Origin of the sequence: Paenibacillus humicola, from assembly GCF_028826105.1 — a bacterium.
GTDB classification, from domain to species: domain Bacteria; phylum Bacillota; class Bacilli; order Paenibacillales; family Paenibacillaceae; genus Paenibacillus_Z; species Paenibacillus_Z humicola.
The window spans coordinates 4217546-4232437 of the sequence record NZ_JAQGPL010000001.1; the positions used below are offsets into that span (position 1 = coordinate 4217546).

The following is a 14892-nucleotide window of genomic DNA, read 5'->3' on the forward strand; positions in this document are numbered from 1 at the left end:
CTCCCGAAGCTTTAGTCTTCCTTTTTGCGCTCGTGGCCCCATAACGTCGGAGCTCCGCCCATCGCCTGGCGCCAAGCATGCCGCCACAAGTGCACGTCGGGCACGCCGATTTCCGGCATGTTGGCGCGCTGCTCCCGCGGCCGCATGGCGGGAAACGGCTTGTGCGGCTCGCTCTGGTACCAATACGCGACGGTGCTGAGGTCGAGCGTCAGGTTGTTGTTGTGGCCGTGCTCGATGCTGGCTCTGAGTGATTTCTCGAAATAAACGGGGTCCTCCAGGAAAAACCGGTAGCAGTGCGTCCGGCCCATCCAGCCAAGCTTGCCGGGAATGCGGGCGTAGCCGAAATAAGGATGCGCGTAAAGCTCGTTCGGGCACCAAGAGCTGTTGAAGAAGTCCTCTGTCCCCGTGCCGTGCAGCGACCCGGGCCACGGCTCCCCGTCGACCATCCACATGTCGTCGCCTTCCCCGTACCACATCGGCCCCGGGCTGTCCACAAAATAGTTGATGCCGACAAAATGCCCTCCGCCTTCAATATCCGCGAACACGTAATTGCTGCGGTCCGATTGATTCGGTCCCTGCTCCGCCACGACACCCCACTCCGTCTCCCCCTCCTCGGGATGGACCTCCGTGATTTCCCGGTTCCACCAGGCATGGAAGCGGCCGAGCGAATCGTCGATCCGGGGATGCTCCTCGTAATCGATGTAATAATAGAAGCTCTGTACCTCATGCTCCGAATCGTTGTGCAGCGTAATGCGTGCGCCGCTGCCGAACGGCATCGGAAAATAGCAGTTCAGCGCTTTTCCTTCCGCCGGCGAGGCCGCCAGCGGCAAAGCGGCATACGTATAATGCTCGCCCCAGCCTTGTCCGAAAAAATCGCCGACCGGCGATTCGACGCTCGGGCTCTTCTCGCCGTCCCAATACATGCGGAGGATGGCGTTCCGCCGGAACATCGGATCCTTCGCGCTGATCGTGAACCAGATATGTTTGATGATGCCCGCCCCTTCGATGCGCGCCAGCTCCGCCGTCTCTCCCGCTCCGATCCGGATACAGTCCCCGTTTCCTCCGCTCCGGTCATAGCTTGAAATCCGCTTCGTTCTCACGCCTTTCTGCAGCCGGTAAATCGATCCTAACGGTCCTTGCATTCCAGCCTCTCCCTTCGGTTATTCAGATGCAAACAAGCTCACGGTACGATCATACCGCACCTGCCGGGAAAGGAAAGAGCGGCGGTTGCGAACGTTTTCACCGAAATTGCTCTTCCGTTTAGGCGGCCTGCCTCCGATGCCCGGGCTTCTTGCGACGAAGCCCTTCAGGATTGCTAGAGTTCGGGCGCATTTTGCTTCACATAACCTAAAGGGACTTGAATACAATGAATAACAACCGCTTAAATACCAGAAGGAATAGAGGGTGACGGGCAATGACAGATCCGCTGTTTATCGTGTCTCGTGAAGATTGGTCCCTTCACCGCAAGGGATACCAGGACCAAACGCGCCATCAGGAAAAAGTGCGCGAAGCGATCAAACAGAATCTTCCCGATATCGTTTCGGATGAAAGCATCATTCTGTCCGACGGGCAAAAAACGGTTAAAGTGCCGATCAAAAGCCTCGACGAGTACCGTTTTGTGTATAACTTCAACAAAAAGCAGCATGTCGGACAAGGTGACGGCGATTCGCAGGTAGGCGACGTGCTCGGCGTCGATCCGCAGGCCGCCAAAGGTCCCGGCAAAGGACAGGGCGCAGGCGACCAGCCCGGCGACGAGTATGTGGAGACGGAAATCAGTATCGATCAGCTCGAGGACATTTTATTCGACGAGCTCGAGCTTCCCAATCTGGAGCAGAAGCAGAAGGAGAACGTGCAGTCGACCGAAATCGTGTTTCAGGATATCCGCAAAAAAGGCATCATGTCCAACATCGACAAGAAGCGCACCCTGATCGAGAATTTGCGGCGCAATGCGAACGCGGGCATCTCCGGCATCGGCGGCATTTCGCCGGACGATCTCCGGTTCAAGACGTGGCAGGAAGTCATAAGGCCGCAGTCCAACGCGGTGATTCTGGCGCTCATGGATACGTCGGGCAGCATGGGCTCCTTCGAAAAATATTGCGCGCGCAGCTTCTTTTTCTGGATGACCCGTTTCCTCCGGCGCAAATACGAGCACGTGGAAATCGTCTTTATCGCTCACCATACGGAAGCGAAGGAAGTGACCGAGGAAGAGTTTTTCACCCGCGGCGAAAGCGGGGGCACGATCTGCTCCTCGGCTTACCAGAAGGCGCTGGACATTATCGACAGCCGCTACCCGACCGCAAACTGGAATATTTACCCGTTCCATTTCTCGGACGGCGACAACCTGACCTCGGACAACGAACGGTGCGTCCGGCTGATCGACGAGCTGCTCGCGAAATCGAACATGTTCGGCTATGGAGAAGTGAACCAGTACAACCGCAGCAGTACGCTGATGTCGGCCTTCAAGCATATTTCGAACAAGAAATTTATGTATTCCGTCATCCGCGAGAAAGGCGAGGTCTATAAAGCGCTGAAAACGTTCTTCACGAACAAGGCAAGCGGCGCCTAATACGCAAACCGAAGCGGAGCCGGGCAGCCGGCTCCGCTTCTGCCGTTGTTCGCGGCATTGTATCCTCTAAATCCCCGTCCGTTCGCCAAGGCGGATAAAATCGGCGTAGCTCCGGATGACCGGCAGCTTGATTTCCGGCTGCCAATGGACATATTTATCCGCATGCGCCGTATTGAAGATCGCCACCGATTCGTCCGGCGCAATCCATCCCCGCTCCGCAAGCCGGATCGTCCCGGCGGCCGCGGCGGCCCCTTCGGGAGAGCTGGAGATGCCGCAGCCTCCAATGATCCGCTGCGCGGCGGCGATCTCATCGGCGGTGACGGCGACGGCCGTGCCGCCCGTCTTCCGGATCAGCCCGGCGATGAGCTCGCCGTCGGGAGGCTCCGGCACGCGCAGTCCGGTCGGGCTCGGGCTTGGCGGAAAGACGCAGCCGCTCCGCGATTCCGGTTCTTGCCGCACCCGGTCCACGATCGGGGTGCAGCCCTCCTCCTGCACGCTGACAAGCCGGGGAAACCGGTCTTCGATCCAGCCGAGCGCATGCAGCTCGCGAAACGCCTTCCACAGTCCGACGATACCCGATCCGCCGCCGGTCGGGTACACAATGACGTCGGGCAGCTTCCAGTCGAGCTGTTCAGCCAGCTCCAGCCCCATCGTCTTTTTGCCCTCTACCCGGCCCGGCTCCTTCAGCGTCCCCGCATGAAACCAGCCCTGCTCCGCGCGGCCTGCCTCCACGATCGCGGCGGCGTCGTGAATCAATCCGTCCACGATATAGACGGAAGCGCCGTACCTTACGCTTTCGCCGACGATAACGCCCGGACAGTCCTTCGGGACGAAGACGGCGGCTTTCATGTCCGCGCGCGCCGCATAAGCCGCAAGCGCCGACGCCGCGTTGCCGTTGGAGGGAACGGCCGCATAGCGGATCCCGTGCTCGCGCATAAGCGAAACCGCCGCGGAGAAGCCTCTCGCCTTGAAGCTCCCGGTCGGATTTTGCTCTTCGCGCTTTACCCATACCCGCTTCAGTCCGAGACGGCGTTCGAGCCCTTCCAGCCGAAGCAGCGGCGTCCAGCCTTCCCCCAGCGAAACGATATGCCGCTCATCCTTCACGGGAAGCAGCTCCCGGTACCGCCACATCGATGTCCCGCGGCCGACGAGCGACGACTTCGGCCATGTTTTTCTCAGCCGCTCCAGATCGTATTCGACCAGCAGGGTTCCCCCGCAACCGCATTTCGCGTTCAGGCTGAACGATACGGTTGCGCCGCATTTCGCACACACCTGTCTGCAGTGTTCCATTTCATCCTCCGCCCCGCGTTTGACGTTCGCTCGCCGCATGACGTCGCTCACCATTCCTATTTAACATACTCGCCGGCAGGGGGAACGAAACGGTGTAAGCCTATTTTAAGCCGCCCCCGGGAAACATTGAGCCGTATACCCATACGATGGGATAGGAACGTGTGAAGGAGGCCGCAAATGCTGCGCTTGATGTGCAAAGGCAAAATTCACCGCGCTTCCGTCACGGAAGCCCGGCTGGACTATGTGGGCAGCATTACGCTCGACGCGCTGCTGATGAAAGAAGCGAACATCCAGCCTTATGAAATGGTGCAGATCACCAGTCTTCGCAATGCGACGCGGTGGAAGACGTACGCCATCCCCGCCCCCGAGGGCTCCGGGAAGGTGTGCCTGAACGGCCCGCCGGCCCATCTGTTCGCGCCTGGCGATTTGGTCATCGTGCTCAGTCTCGGTTTGCTCGACGAAACGGAAATCGGCCGCCTGAAGCCGGCCGTCGTGTTCGTCGACGAGCACAACCGGATCACGAGCGTGGAAAGCCACGATCTGGTCGTGTGGAAGCAGGACGAAGCCGGCGAATAAGCGTTTCCGATGCTTGCGATACCGCACTCGGATCCTAAAACCGCCAAGCCTTTTGCTTCCGGACTGAGTGATCGCTGAAGGGACGTGAACCGCGAATATACCTGCAACGTTCGGGAGGATCAATCGTTTGGGAAAATGGAAGCTTCATCAGTTTTACAGTCGCGACGAGGGACTGCGCGGCCTGCTGCCGAGCACGTCCCTGTACAGTCCCGCTGCCCTGAAGCGTTATTTGAATCGTTACCGGGCGGTTTATATTAAGCCGGATATGGAGCATACCGGAAAAGGCATCGTGAAAGCATGGCGTACGGGCGAAGGCTATGCTTTCATCAAAGTCCGCGGTCGGAGGTCCGCGTCCGTTCCGGGCACGGAAGCGCTGCATAAGCAAATGGGTCTCGGCGGCAAACGGGGCGCCTACGTCATTCAGCGCGCGATCGAGCTTGCTTCCGTCAAGGGACGGGCGTTCGACGTGCGGGTGATGATGATGCGCTACCGGGGCAAATGGACGTATGCGGGCATGATCGCCAAGGTTGCGGGGCCGGGCAGCATCGTGACCAACGTGCGCCGCGGCCGCGGGTATACGATGACGGTTCCGGGCGCGCTGCGGGTATCCGGCCGGTTTGACGGCGGCGAGATCGAGCGCTTCACCGGCCGGCTGGTCGCCGTCAGTCGGAAGGTATGTGCCCGGTTCGACCGGTATAAATTCAGCCGCCAGATCGGCATCGATTACGGCATCGACAAGAACGGCCGGCTGTGGATCATCGAGGTCAATTTCGATTACCCTTCCCATGCCCTTTTTCTCGGCCTGAAGGATAAAACCTTTTACCGCAAAATAAAACGCATCCAGGCGTCGTGGAAAAAGCGGACGAAGTCCGAACCGCGGCCGGCTGAAGCCGTTTCCAACCTTGGCCTTTCGGGTCCGGCCGTTCCCGCCGAGCGCAAAAAGTAGCCCGCACAGGGCGAAGAAGCCTTGTGCGGGCCGCGTATACCGGCCGCCGTTATTTGCGCTTCGGGAGCGCGCGCACGTAGCGGTCGGAGATGTCCATCAGCTTCAGGACGTAATCGTAGTCCTTGCGGTATTTCGAGAAGTCCTTCACGGGCTTCAGCGTCCGGATCGACACCGCCGTGCCGTCATCGAAGCCTTTGCCGGGAACGAACAGGATGTCGTCATTAAAGAACGAGCCCGTCGGCAAATAATACCGCATGCCGAATACGTTGCGGTCGATGTTCAGCAGATCGTGGCCGAACGCGACGAATTTCTCGTCCTTCAGCGATATTCCGAGCAGGTTGGCGACGGTCGGCATAATGTCGAGCTGTCCGCCGACCTGATCGATCACTTTTCCCGCGGTTTCCCCGGGCATATGGATGATCAGCGGGATATTAAATCGCGTTATCCGCGGATCGTATGGAATGCCTAGCTGCTTCGTCACTTCGCCGGGATCGTTGTCCTGCGGCTGCAGCCCGAAATGATCGCCGTACAGGACGAGCACCGTATTGTCCCACATGCCGTTTGCCTTGAGCCGGTCGATCAGGGTGCCGATCGCATAATCGGTATAGTTGAGCGCCGTCAAATATTTGCCGAGCTGCGACCCCTCCATGGAAGCCGGGACGTCGATTTTCTTGCGGTCGTCCGGCACGTCGAACGGAAAATGGCTCGATACGGTGATGAACTGGGCGTAAAACGGCTTATGCTGCTGCTGCAGTGCGGACAGCTTGTCCACCCCTACCCGGTACAGCTCCTCGTCGGAAGCGCCGAAGCTGTTGAAGTGATCGTTATGGTAAAACGGCTTGTCGTAATAATGGTTGAAGTTAAGCGCCGGATACAGCTTGATCCGGTCCCAGAACACGACGTTGTTCACATGGAAGGTATCGGCTTCGTATCCCCGCTCCTGCAGCAGGCGCGGCATGCTTGGCAGTTTCCGGTCCCCGTACCCGGTGGACATCGCGATTTTTCCGGTCGGATAGATGGACGTGTTCGACATAAATTCCGCGTCGGACGTGTTCCCCTGCCCGATCTGCTGAAAGATATGCGGAAAATAGAAGCTTTCATCCGCCAGCTTGTTCAGCACCGGCGTCAGCTCCTTCCCGCCCAGCTTCAGATGAAGCGCAAAGTTCTGGAACGCCTCCATCTGCACGAGAATGACGTTTTTCCCTTTCATCGACCCGAAATAAACGGGCGTTTTGAGTCCCGGCGGCGAGAACGGATTGGCCGCCTCGAACGCGTCGTATTCCTTCACGATATCGCTCAGGCTGCCTTCCGCCTCGACGCTGTTATCCTCCGCGGACTTGATTGCGGAAGCGACCTGGTAGCCCAGAAAACCGACGTTCTCCGACTCGACCAGCTCGTTATCGATCGGCAGGCCAAGCTGTATGAAACGGGCACATACGGTCGCGCACAGGACGAGCGTCAGCGCCGCGCCCGTTTTCCAGACCGGGCGTGCGCTCGTCAAACGGCGGCCGCCGGCCGCCTTCCGCACGATCCCTATGACGGCGCCTGCGATCAGGTCCGCAAAATACAAATAGTTGCTGAGCCGGATCGTCGCCTGCACGCTGGACCCGATCTCCCCTACCTGATGCAGCTCCGTCAGCGCCGTATAGGTCGGCACCGAGCCGAAGTGGGAGAAATAGAGCGTCGATGCGAACAAGGCGAGCGAATATACGGCATTGAGTGCCCAGTAGACCGCATTTTTCGCTTTCATCGGAGACAGCAGCTCGACAAGGCTCAAGAGGACGAGCACGGAGGCCGCGTCCGCCGTCACCCGGCCCCAGGCGATCTCGCCGTAGAAGAAATAACGAAGCAGCACCATTTTCAGCACAAACAGCAGCGCCATGATATAAAAGAGCGGAATCCGCCCCTGCGCCTGCCGGCGAAGCGGCAGCGGCGCGCGGGATTTTCCGCTCATCGTGAGTGGTTTCATCGCTTTCGTCCCGTATTCCTTTCCTCGTCAATTAGACTGCCATGCTGCTCGCGGGCTTCGGTTTGCTCGTCACGCTTCGCAGCAAGATGAAACCGATCACCGCGGTTACGCACCCGAGCGCTCCGACGATGACAAAACCTTCGCGCAGCGTCAGCCAGTCGCCCGCCGCGCCCATGAAGAGCGGTCCCGCGAACATGCCCAGCCCGTAAATGGCCTGATAGAAGCCCATCGCCGTGGCGCGCTTGCCCGTGTCCATATGCTTGATGCTGAGCGACATCAGCACGGGCGAGGTGAAGCCGCGTCCGAAGCCCGCGATCGCCTGCGTCGCAATGAGCAGCCCGAGCGAGTCCGTAAACGGGATCAGCACGGTGAATACGCCGCTCAGCACGAAGCCGATGACGATGACCGTCCGCTCGCCCAGCTTCTCCGCGAAATATTTGCCGCCCATCCAGGCCGCCAGCGCGGTCGGAAACGTCGAGCAGAACGTCAGCAGCCCCAGCCCCAGCTTCGTTGCGCCGAGCGACTGCGCGTAAACGGGCGTAAACCCGAACACGGTCGCAAAGGTAAGCACCTGAAACAGGATCGACAGGAACGATACGGTCAGCAGCGTACGGTCGCCGGCCACCTCCATGACGCCCTGCAGAGTAATCTTCTGCTCGTTCTCGTCGAACTTCTCGACGATGAAGAGCGCCCCGGCCGCTCCGACGAGCCCGACGGCGGCGCCGATCAGAAACGCCGATTCCCAGCTGTAGTGGTCCGCGAACCAGCCGCCGCACAGAATGCCGCACATTTGGCCGAGCGAGTTGTAGACGGAGATCGTTCCCATCGCCCGCGTCGTCTCCTGCTTCAAATAGTAGCTGGCGAACAAAATCGTAAAATCGACCCAAGTGGCGGCCGCCACGCCGGCGATCGTACGCAGCACGAGAATCCAGGTCAGATCGTGCGTAATGAGAATGCCCGCTCCGGACAGGACCGAAAACAGCAGCCCGAGAATAATGAACAGCTTGCGCTTATGCAGCCGGTCGGACAGAACGCCGACCGGTACCCTCAGCAGCATTTGGCTGAGGCCGTACATGCCGACGATGAGGCCGGCCATTTTACCCGATGCGCCCAAAAATTCTACGTAGGCGGTCAAAATCGGGACGCAGGTATACATCGAAAACCAGAACAAGAACGTGACCGCGCAAAACAGCGGGATGCGGTAATTGACGCTGCCGGATACGGACTGGATGCTCATCGTGCTTCGATTGCCTTCCTTCCATTATAAAATCCACCGGTCTCGCGGACCGGCGGATCAAGGAAGCTCTCCGGGCGCACAATCGGGGTTCGAATAAAATCGGAACCTATTATCCGCCACAACCCGGCAAAAGTCAAAGCGCGTCTGCGCCGTTCTCGGCGCGAAAGCGATCGTTTTCACTGCTTGTTCCGGCGCCTTGCTGGCCCTGGAACTTGTTTTTGGCCTTACTCGGCCGCAGTCCGGCGCCCTGCCGCATCGCCGCCACCCGTCAGCCTGCGCAGCCAGTCCTGCATCGCCGCCGAGACGGCCTCCTGCTGCTCCGCCTCGGTCAAGGAAGAGGGAGCGTCCGGAGGAAACCAGCGGTAGGAGCCGAACTGGATGTGATTCCCGCCCTTTACGGAAACATACTCGGTATCGGCAGGCAGCCGGCCGATATGGTTTCGCCACAAATTCGCATGAACGATGCCGTCGTTCGTCGCCGCGATATGCAGCACCGGCAGCTTTTTCGCCCGCAGATCGCCCGTCTTGTCGGCAAATGAGGCGATCAGAAACACGCCTTTCACCTTCTCCGGATGGGCCGAGGAGAAGCGGACGGCGGCGGTGCCGCCGAGCGAGTGGCCGCCGATCACGAACGATTCGCCGGGCTGCGCGGCCATCACGTCGAGCGCTCGGTTTAGGCCGAGCAGCGAGAGACGAAGCGGCATGTCGACGAGGTACACGCGGTGCCCGGCGGCTGCGACCCGGCGGCCGAACTCGGCGTAGCAGCGCGGATCGGCGAACGCGCCCGGATAGAAGATGACGGAGGGCTCCTTCGCTTTGCCCGCCGGCTGCATCGAAATCCACCTGCCGTTATCGGTCACCCGGACCAGCCGGTCGCTCTTCATCGCAGCCAGCCCCCGTTTGCCCGGCTCAAGCAAATGGTACATGGCGGCAATCAGCGCCGAGCCGGCAAGCACGACGGCCCCAAGCCGCAGCGCAGCCCGCCGCATCTGAAATGGTTTTCGCATCGTGACGCCTCTTTCCTCATCCCGAGATTTCCGTTCGTTCCCTGTCCTGAAAATATGGTGCCCAAAAGGCGCATTTTCCAGCAAAATAAGGGTTTTAAGGCTTGTCCGGCCATGAGGGCTGAGGGCGGAATGGCCTTTCCTCCGGCCCGCATGGATCGCGCAGACCGAATAAGCCGTCCCGAGCCCCATGCAGTCTCCCGGGACAGCTCACGAGTCAGGATTGCTCCGGCAGGCCGGCCGCCTTGCGCACCTCGTTGGCCAGCCGGTTGAATTCCGCCTTGTCCTGCGGCGTCGTGGCGGCGAACCAGGCCGCCGACAGGAAACGAATGATTTTTTCCGCATCCGCCTGCTTCATCTTCGGTTTGACCTCCTTTTTCAAACTCCACCAGCCCTCGCTGCCGTACGATTCATTCAAATCGAGCGGGACCCCCGCCACGGAAACGCCGTTCCGGTATTGATAAATGTTCGCCCGCCCGCTCCTGCTCCCCCGGCTCCACGCGTACGTCTGCCAGAAGCGCTCGCACGCGCCCCGCCTGGCCATTTCTTCTATGACGGCGTAAGAGCCGTAAACGCCGGCGTCGTAACCGTAGATTTGGCTGCGCGCCGAGCGCAAATACTGTTCGATGGCATCGTAATCGGCCGGCTGCGCGTCGTAATCGACCGCGAAATAAATGGCGCTGCCTGCCGGCTGGCCGACAAGACGCGCTTCGGCAAGCGCCAAGATGCCGTCCTCAAAGCCTGCGGCCGCGCCCTGCGACACCCGGTTGGCCGACAGCTCGAAGACGGACACGATCCGCATGCCGGCGTCCGAAATGATCTGCGCCTCGGCAGCCGTCAGCCGCTTCCAGGCGTAAGCCGGCGGCACCAGGTAACGCGCCGCGAACGTCATGCCGGCCGCGGCAAGCGCTTTCGCTCGCGCGGCGTTCAGAGGTATGGCGCAATCGAAGCCTTTCATCGCGAGTATTCACCTCCCTCTCAAGCCTGCAGCGGCCGGGGAATACAAGCCGCCGCTTTATTTTTATCTATATGTACCAAGCTTTAGCAGCGCAACCGCTATATAACCCGTAGGCTCGGCACGACGGGATCGGGCTTCGTATTCCGGTGCCGATTAGCCGCTGCGTCCGGCATAAGGTTCCCCGGCCCGCCATAAACATAGATATGAACGTATCATGCATTCCATAAGGGGGGAGTGACGATTGCAGCAGGAGGAGATCAAGGCGCTGGAGAGAGCCATCGACGAAATCACGGAAATCGCGCAGGGCTTCGGGCTCGATTTTTACCCGATGCGGTACGAGATTTGTCCGGCGGACATCATCTATACGTTCGGCGCCTACGGCATGCCGACTCGGTTCAGCCATTGGAGCTTCGGCAAAACATTCAATAAAATGAAAATGCAGTACGATTTCGGCTTGAGCAAAATTTACGAGCTCGTCATTAACTCCAATCCGTGCTACGCGTTTCTGCTCGACGGCAATTCGCTCATTCAGAACAAGCTGATCGTGGCCCACGTGCTCGCCCACTGCGATTTTTTCAAAAACAACGCCCGCTTCAGCGCATCGAACCGGAATATGGTGGAAAGCATGGCGGCGACGGCCGAGCGGATCAGCCAATACGAGATCGAATACGGCACGCAGGAGGTCGAGCAGTTTATCGATGCCGTCCTTTCCATTCAGGAGCACGTCGATCCGACGATCATCAAGCCCTACAGGCTTGACAAATCGCGGTATATCGAGATGCAGAGCAAGGAAAAGGAGAAGGAGAAGCGTTCCCCGCGCCCGCCCGCGCAGTCCGGCTACGAGGATTTGTGGTCGCTTGACGACCTGGAGAAAGAAGAAGGCGACGGCAAGACGGAGGACCGCAAAAAGTTTCCGCCCCATCCGGAGAAGGACCTGATCTGGTTCATCGAGGAATATGCGCCGTACTTGCAGGACTGGCAGCGCGACATTATGTCCATGCTGCGGGACGAAATGCTGTATTTCTGGCCGCAGATCGAGACGAAAATTATGAACGAGGGCTGGGCTTCGTATTGGCATCAGCGGATTATCCGCGAACTGGACCTCACGAGCGAGGAAACGATCGAATTCGCCAAGCTCAATTCCTCGGTCGTGCAGCCGTCGCGCCACAGCCTGAACCCTTATTATCTCGGGCTAAAAATTTTCGAGGATATCGAGCAGCGTTGGGATAAGCCGACGAAGGAGGAGCAGGAACGGTTCGGCCGCAAGCCCGGCCAGGGCCGAGACAAAATATTCGAGGTGCGAGAGCTGGACTCGGACATTTCCTTTTTGCGCAATTACTTGACGAAGAAGCTGGTCGACGATCTCGACCTGTACATTTTCGAGAAAAAAGGCGCCGAATGGAAAATTACCGACAAGGCGTGGGAGGCGATCCGCGAACAGCTTGTATATTCGCGCGTGAACGGCGGCTTCCCGAGCATCGTCGTCTCGGACGGCGATTTCAACCGCATCGGCGAGCTGTATCTCGTGCACCAATACGAAGGCGTGGAGCTCGATCTGAAATACGTGGAACGAACGCTTCCTCATGTCGTGCAGCTGTGGGGAAAAAACGTCCACCTGGAAACGTTCGTCGAAGACAAACGAATCGTATTCAGCTGCGACGGCAAAAAAACGAGCCGGAAATTCATTTGACGTCCGGCGGGATATCGGATCGCGAGAACAGGGGGCTCTCCCCGGAACGAAGAGGTGAATGACAATCAAGAAGACGTTTGTTGTTTCTCTTGCTTCCGTGTTCATATTTTTGGTCGCCATTGTATTCCGATCCAGCCACTGGAAAACGATCCGATCCGTTTCGGGACAGCACACGGACGATTTGCGGGAAACGCTCGCGTTTCTTGAATCGCGCGGCATCCGGTGCCGGCTGCTGGCGGAAGAAGCAGGCGACGATTCAGCAGGCGATTTCCTGAAGCCGTTCGGCCTGGAGCTGCAGGTGCATGAAGAGGACCTTCAGGATGCGGCTCGCGCGCTCAGCCGGTACGAGCACAGCCGTTTCACGGGCAGCGGCATCGCGCCGTAGCTCCGGCATGGCTGTCGTGCGCGGCAGCGCTCGAATGACAAAGACCGGCACAGCCCCGTTAACGGCGGTTGTGCCGGTCTTTCATTATGCTCGGCCGTTGCTCAACGGCCGATCTCCATGCCCCTGCCTCCCCAATGATGCTTCCGTGACGGGTGCCGTGCTAGTGTTAAACTGTTCATCAGCGTCGCGACAGGCAAGCCCGGGAAGGTGGGCGCCCGATCGAACAGACCGGCAATACGGGGCGTGTCGCAGCCTCGCTGCCGAGCGTCTCGAATTTGGCAAACAGCGCAAACAAGCGGCAAAAGGGACAGCGGCGCCGATCCCCATCGGCGCCGCTGTCCCCGTTATATTTTTCGGCAGCGTTCTTTATCGATTCAGCAAGCTGCCCACATACCGCAGCAGCTCGTTAGAGCAGACCGGGCAGTAGCCGTGGCCGTCCATCAGCGTCTTCGTCACCTCGTTGATCCGTTTCAACTGCCGCTCATCCGGCGTCTTGGTCGACGTCGTAATTTTCACGATATCCTTCAAATCGGCGAACAGCTTCTTCTCGATCGCTTCGCGCAGCCGTTCGTGGCTGGAGTAATCGAATTTGCGCCCTTTGCGCGAGTAGGAGGAAATCCGGATCAGAATCTCTTCGCGGAACGCTTTTTTCGCATTCTCGGAGACGCCGATCTGCTCCTCGATCGACCGCATCAGCCTTTCGTCCGGGTCCATCTCCTCGCCGGTCAGCGGATCCTTGATTTTCGCCCAGTTGCAATAAGCCTCGATATTATCGAGGTAGTTTTCAAACAGGGTCCGGGCCGATTCCTCGAACGAGTAGACAAACGCCTTCTGCACTTCTTTTTTGGCCAGGCTGTCGTATTCCTTGCGGGCGATCGAAATAAAGTTCAAATACCGCTCCCGTTCGTCCTTCGTAATCGACGGATGCTGATCGAGGCCGTCCTTCAGCGCCCGCAGCACGTCAAGCGCATTGATGCACTGCAGATCCTGCTTAATCAGCGCGCTCGAAATCCGGTTGATGACATAACGGGGGTCGATGCCCGACATGCCCTCCTCCAAATATTCGCTCTGCATCTCCTTCAGGTCGGCTTCCTTGTAGCCTTCCACCTCTTCGCCGTCGTACATACGCATTTTCTTAACGAGATCCATGCCCTGCTTCTTCGTTTCCTTCAGGCGGGTCAGGATGGAGAAAATGGCCGCGGCCCGCAGCGCGTGCGGCGCGATATGAATATGCTTCATGTCGCTCTGGCCGACCAGCTTGTTGTAAATTTTCTCTTCGTCCGTCACTCTCAGGTTATACGGAATCGGCATGACGATCATCCGCGACTGCAGCGCCTCGTTTTTCTTGTTGGAAATAAACGCTTTATATTCCGATTCGTTCGTATGCGCGATAATCATCTCGTCGGCCGAGATGAGCGCAAAGCGGCCCGCTTTGAAATTGCCCTCCTGCGTCAGCGACAGCAGGTTCCACAGAAACTTCTCGTCGCACTTCAGCATCTCCTGGAATTCCATCAGCCCGCGGTTTGCTTTATTCAGCTCGCCGTCGAACCGGTAAGCCCTCGGATCCGACTCGGAGCCGAATTCCGTGATGGTAGAAAAATCGATGCTGCCGGTCAAATCGGCGATATCCTGCGATTTCGGATCCGACGGGCTGAACGTTCCGATCCCGACGCGGTTTTCCTCGGAGATTAGCACGCGCTCGACCATGACGTTTTCGATTTCGCCGCCGTATTCCGTTTTCACCCGCATTTGGCAGGAGGGGCACAGGCTGCCCTCGATGCGCACGCCGAGCTCGCGCTCCGCATCCGCCCTCAGCTCCTGCGGTATCAGATGCAGCGGTTCCTCGTGCATCGGACATCCTTTAATCGCGAAAACGGCGCCGCGTTCCGACCGCGAGAACTGTTCCAGCCCCCTTTTCAGCATCGTGACAATGGTCGACTTGCCGCCGCTGACCGGCCCCATCAGGAGCAGAATCCGCTTACGCACGTCAAGCCTGCGGGCCGCCGAATGAAAATACTCCTCCACCAGCTTCTCGACCGCCCGGTCGAGCCCGAAAATTTCCTGCTCGAAAAACTTATATTTCTTTTGTCCGTGTTCCTCGACTACCCCATACGACTCGATCATTTCATAGACACGCGCATGCGCCGTCATGGCCGGGGCTGGATCTTTCCTCAGCATATCAATATATTCCTTGAACGTCCCTGTCCATGCCAGCTTCTCGCTTTCCGCCTTGTACGCCGATATCCGCTTCAAAATATCCATGCCGTACCT

12 protein-coding genes are annotated in these 14892 nt (G+C 58.8%); 5 read left to right on the plus strand and 7 right to left on the minus strand.

Going from position 1 to position 14892, the window contains the following annotated elements; genetic code table 11:
• Positions 1-11: 11 nt before the first annotated feature.
• Positions 12-1142: a glycoside hydrolase family 172 protein gene (locus PD282_RS19365; RefSeq protein ID WP_274652355.1), complete on the minus strand. Its 1131-nt coding sequence runs from the start codon at positions 1140-1142 to the stop codon at positions 12-14.
• A gap of 272 nt (positions 1143-1414) precedes the next feature.
• Here PD282_RS19365 and yhbH point away from each other — a divergent pair, with 272 nt between their 5' ends.
• Positions 1415-2566, plus strand: coding sequence for a sporulation protein YhbH (gene yhbH, locus PD282_RS19370; protein ID WP_274652357.1), 1152 nt, complete (start codon positions 1415-1417; stop codon positions 2564-2566).
• 66 nt (positions 2567-2632) lie between these two features.
• Here the strand turns inward: yhbH and PD282_RS19375 are convergent, their stop codons facing one another.
• Positions 2633-3856: a threonine synthase gene (locus tag PD282_RS19375; RefSeq protein WP_274652359.1), complete on the minus strand. Its 1224-nt coding sequence runs from the start codon at positions 3854-3856 to the stop codon at positions 2633-2635.
• 177 nt (positions 3857-4033) lie between these two features.
• Between PD282_RS19375 and panD the strand changes: the two genes are divergently transcribed.
• A complete protein-coding gene (gene panD / locus PD282_RS19380; protein ID WP_274652361.1) occupies positions 4034-4432 on the plus strand; it encodes an aspartate 1-decarboxylase in 399 nt (132 codons plus the stop codon).
• Positions 4433-4559: 127 nt separating this feature from the next.
• Complete coding sequence (locus PD282_RS19385) at positions 4560-5378, plus strand: YheC/YheD family protein (RefSeq protein WP_274652363.1); 819 nt, start codon at positions 4560-4562, stop codon at positions 5376-5378.
• Positions 5379-5427: 49 nt separating this feature from the next.
• Here PD282_RS19385 and PD282_RS19390 read toward each other — a convergent pair whose 3' ends face one another.
• The 4 genes from PD282_RS19390 to PD282_RS19405 form a co-directional block, all read right to left on the minus strand.
• Entirely contained in the window at positions 5428-7347 is a 1920-nt protein-coding gene (locus PD282_RS19390) for an LTA synthase family protein (protein ID WP_420832311.1), read from the minus strand.
• A 31-nt stretch (positions 7348-7378) separates the two neighbouring features.
• Complete coding sequence (locus PD282_RS19395) at positions 7379-8584, minus strand: MFS transporter (protein WP_274652365.1); 1206 nt, start codon at positions 8582-8584, stop codon at positions 7379-7381.
• Positions 8585-8808: 224 nt separating this feature from the next.
• The gene (locus PD282_RS19400; RefSeq protein ID WP_274652367.1) at positions 8809-9591 is read right to left on the minus strand and encodes an alpha/beta fold hydrolase; all 783 of its coding nucleotides are present in this window, start codon (positions 9589-9591) and stop codon (positions 8809-8811) included.
• A gap of 214 nt (positions 9592-9805) precedes the next feature.
• A complete protein-coding gene (locus PD282_RS19405; protein WP_274652369.1) occupies positions 9806-10546 on the minus strand; it encodes a DUF1906 domain-containing protein in 741 nt (246 codons plus the stop codon).
• A 241-nt stretch (positions 10547-10787) separates the two neighbouring features.
• Between PD282_RS19405 and PD282_RS19410 the strand changes: the two genes are divergently transcribed.
• Together PD282_RS19410 and PD282_RS19415 are read left to right on the plus strand one after the other, a co-directional pair.
• Entirely contained in the window at positions 10788-12236 is a 1449-nt protein-coding gene (locus PD282_RS19410; protein ID WP_274652371.1) for a SpoVR family protein, read from the plus strand.
• A gap of 58 nt (positions 12237-12294) precedes the next feature.
• Positions 12295-12621, plus strand: a complete 327-nt coding sequence (locus tag PD282_RS19415; RefSeq protein ID WP_274652373.1) for a hypothetical protein — start codon at positions 12295-12297, stop codon at positions 12619-12621.
• A 366-nt stretch (positions 12622-12987) separates the two neighbouring features.
• On the opposite strand, the gene PD282_RS19420 is transcribed toward PD282_RS19415, so the two are convergent.
• A complete protein-coding gene (locus PD282_RS19420) occupies positions 12988-14883 on the minus strand; it encodes a PrkA family serine protein kinase (protein WP_274652375.1) in 1896 nt (631 codons plus the stop codon).
• Positions 14884-14892: the final 9 nt, after the last annotated feature.

Coding starts and splice junctions, on each gene's coding strand:
- PD282_RS19415 (WP_274652373.1), top strand. CDS start 12,295: ATGACAATCAAGAAGACGTTTGTTGTTTCTCTTGCTTCCGTGTTCATA.
- PD282_RS19395 (WP_274652365.1), bottom strand. CDS start 8,584: ATGAGCATCCAGTCCGTATCCGGCAGCGTCAATTACCGCATCCCGCTG.
- PD282_RS19420 (WP_274652375.1), bottom strand. CDS start 14,883: ATGGATATTTTGAAGCGGATATCGGCGTACAAGGCGGAAAGCGAGAAG.
- PD282_RS19375 (WP_274652359.1), bottom strand. CDS start 3,856: ATGGAACACTGCAGACAGGTGTGTGCGAAATGCGGCGCAACCGTATCG.
- yhbH (WP_274652357.1), top strand. CDS start 1,415: ATGACAGATCCGCTGTTTATCGTGTCTCGTGAAGATTGGTCCCTTCAC.
- PD282_RS19365 (WP_274652355.1), bottom strand. CDS start 1,142: ATGCAAGGACCGTTAGGATCGATTTACCGGCTGCAGAAAGGCGTGAGA.
- panD (WP_274652361.1), top strand. CDS start 4,034: ATGCTGCGCTTGATGTGCAAAGGCAAAATTCACCGCGCTTCCGTCACG.
- PD282_RS19390 (WP_420832311.1), bottom strand. CDS start 7,347: ATGAAACCACTCACGATGAGCGGAAAATCCCGCGCGCCGCTGCCGCTT.
- PD282_RS19400 (WP_274652367.1), bottom strand. CDS start 9,591: ATGCGAAAACCATTTCAGATGCGGCGGGCTGCGCTGCGGCTTGGGGCC.
- PD282_RS19405 (WP_274652369.1), bottom strand. CDS start 10,546: ATGAAAGGCTTCGATTGCGCCATACCTCTGAACGCCGCGCGAGCGAAA.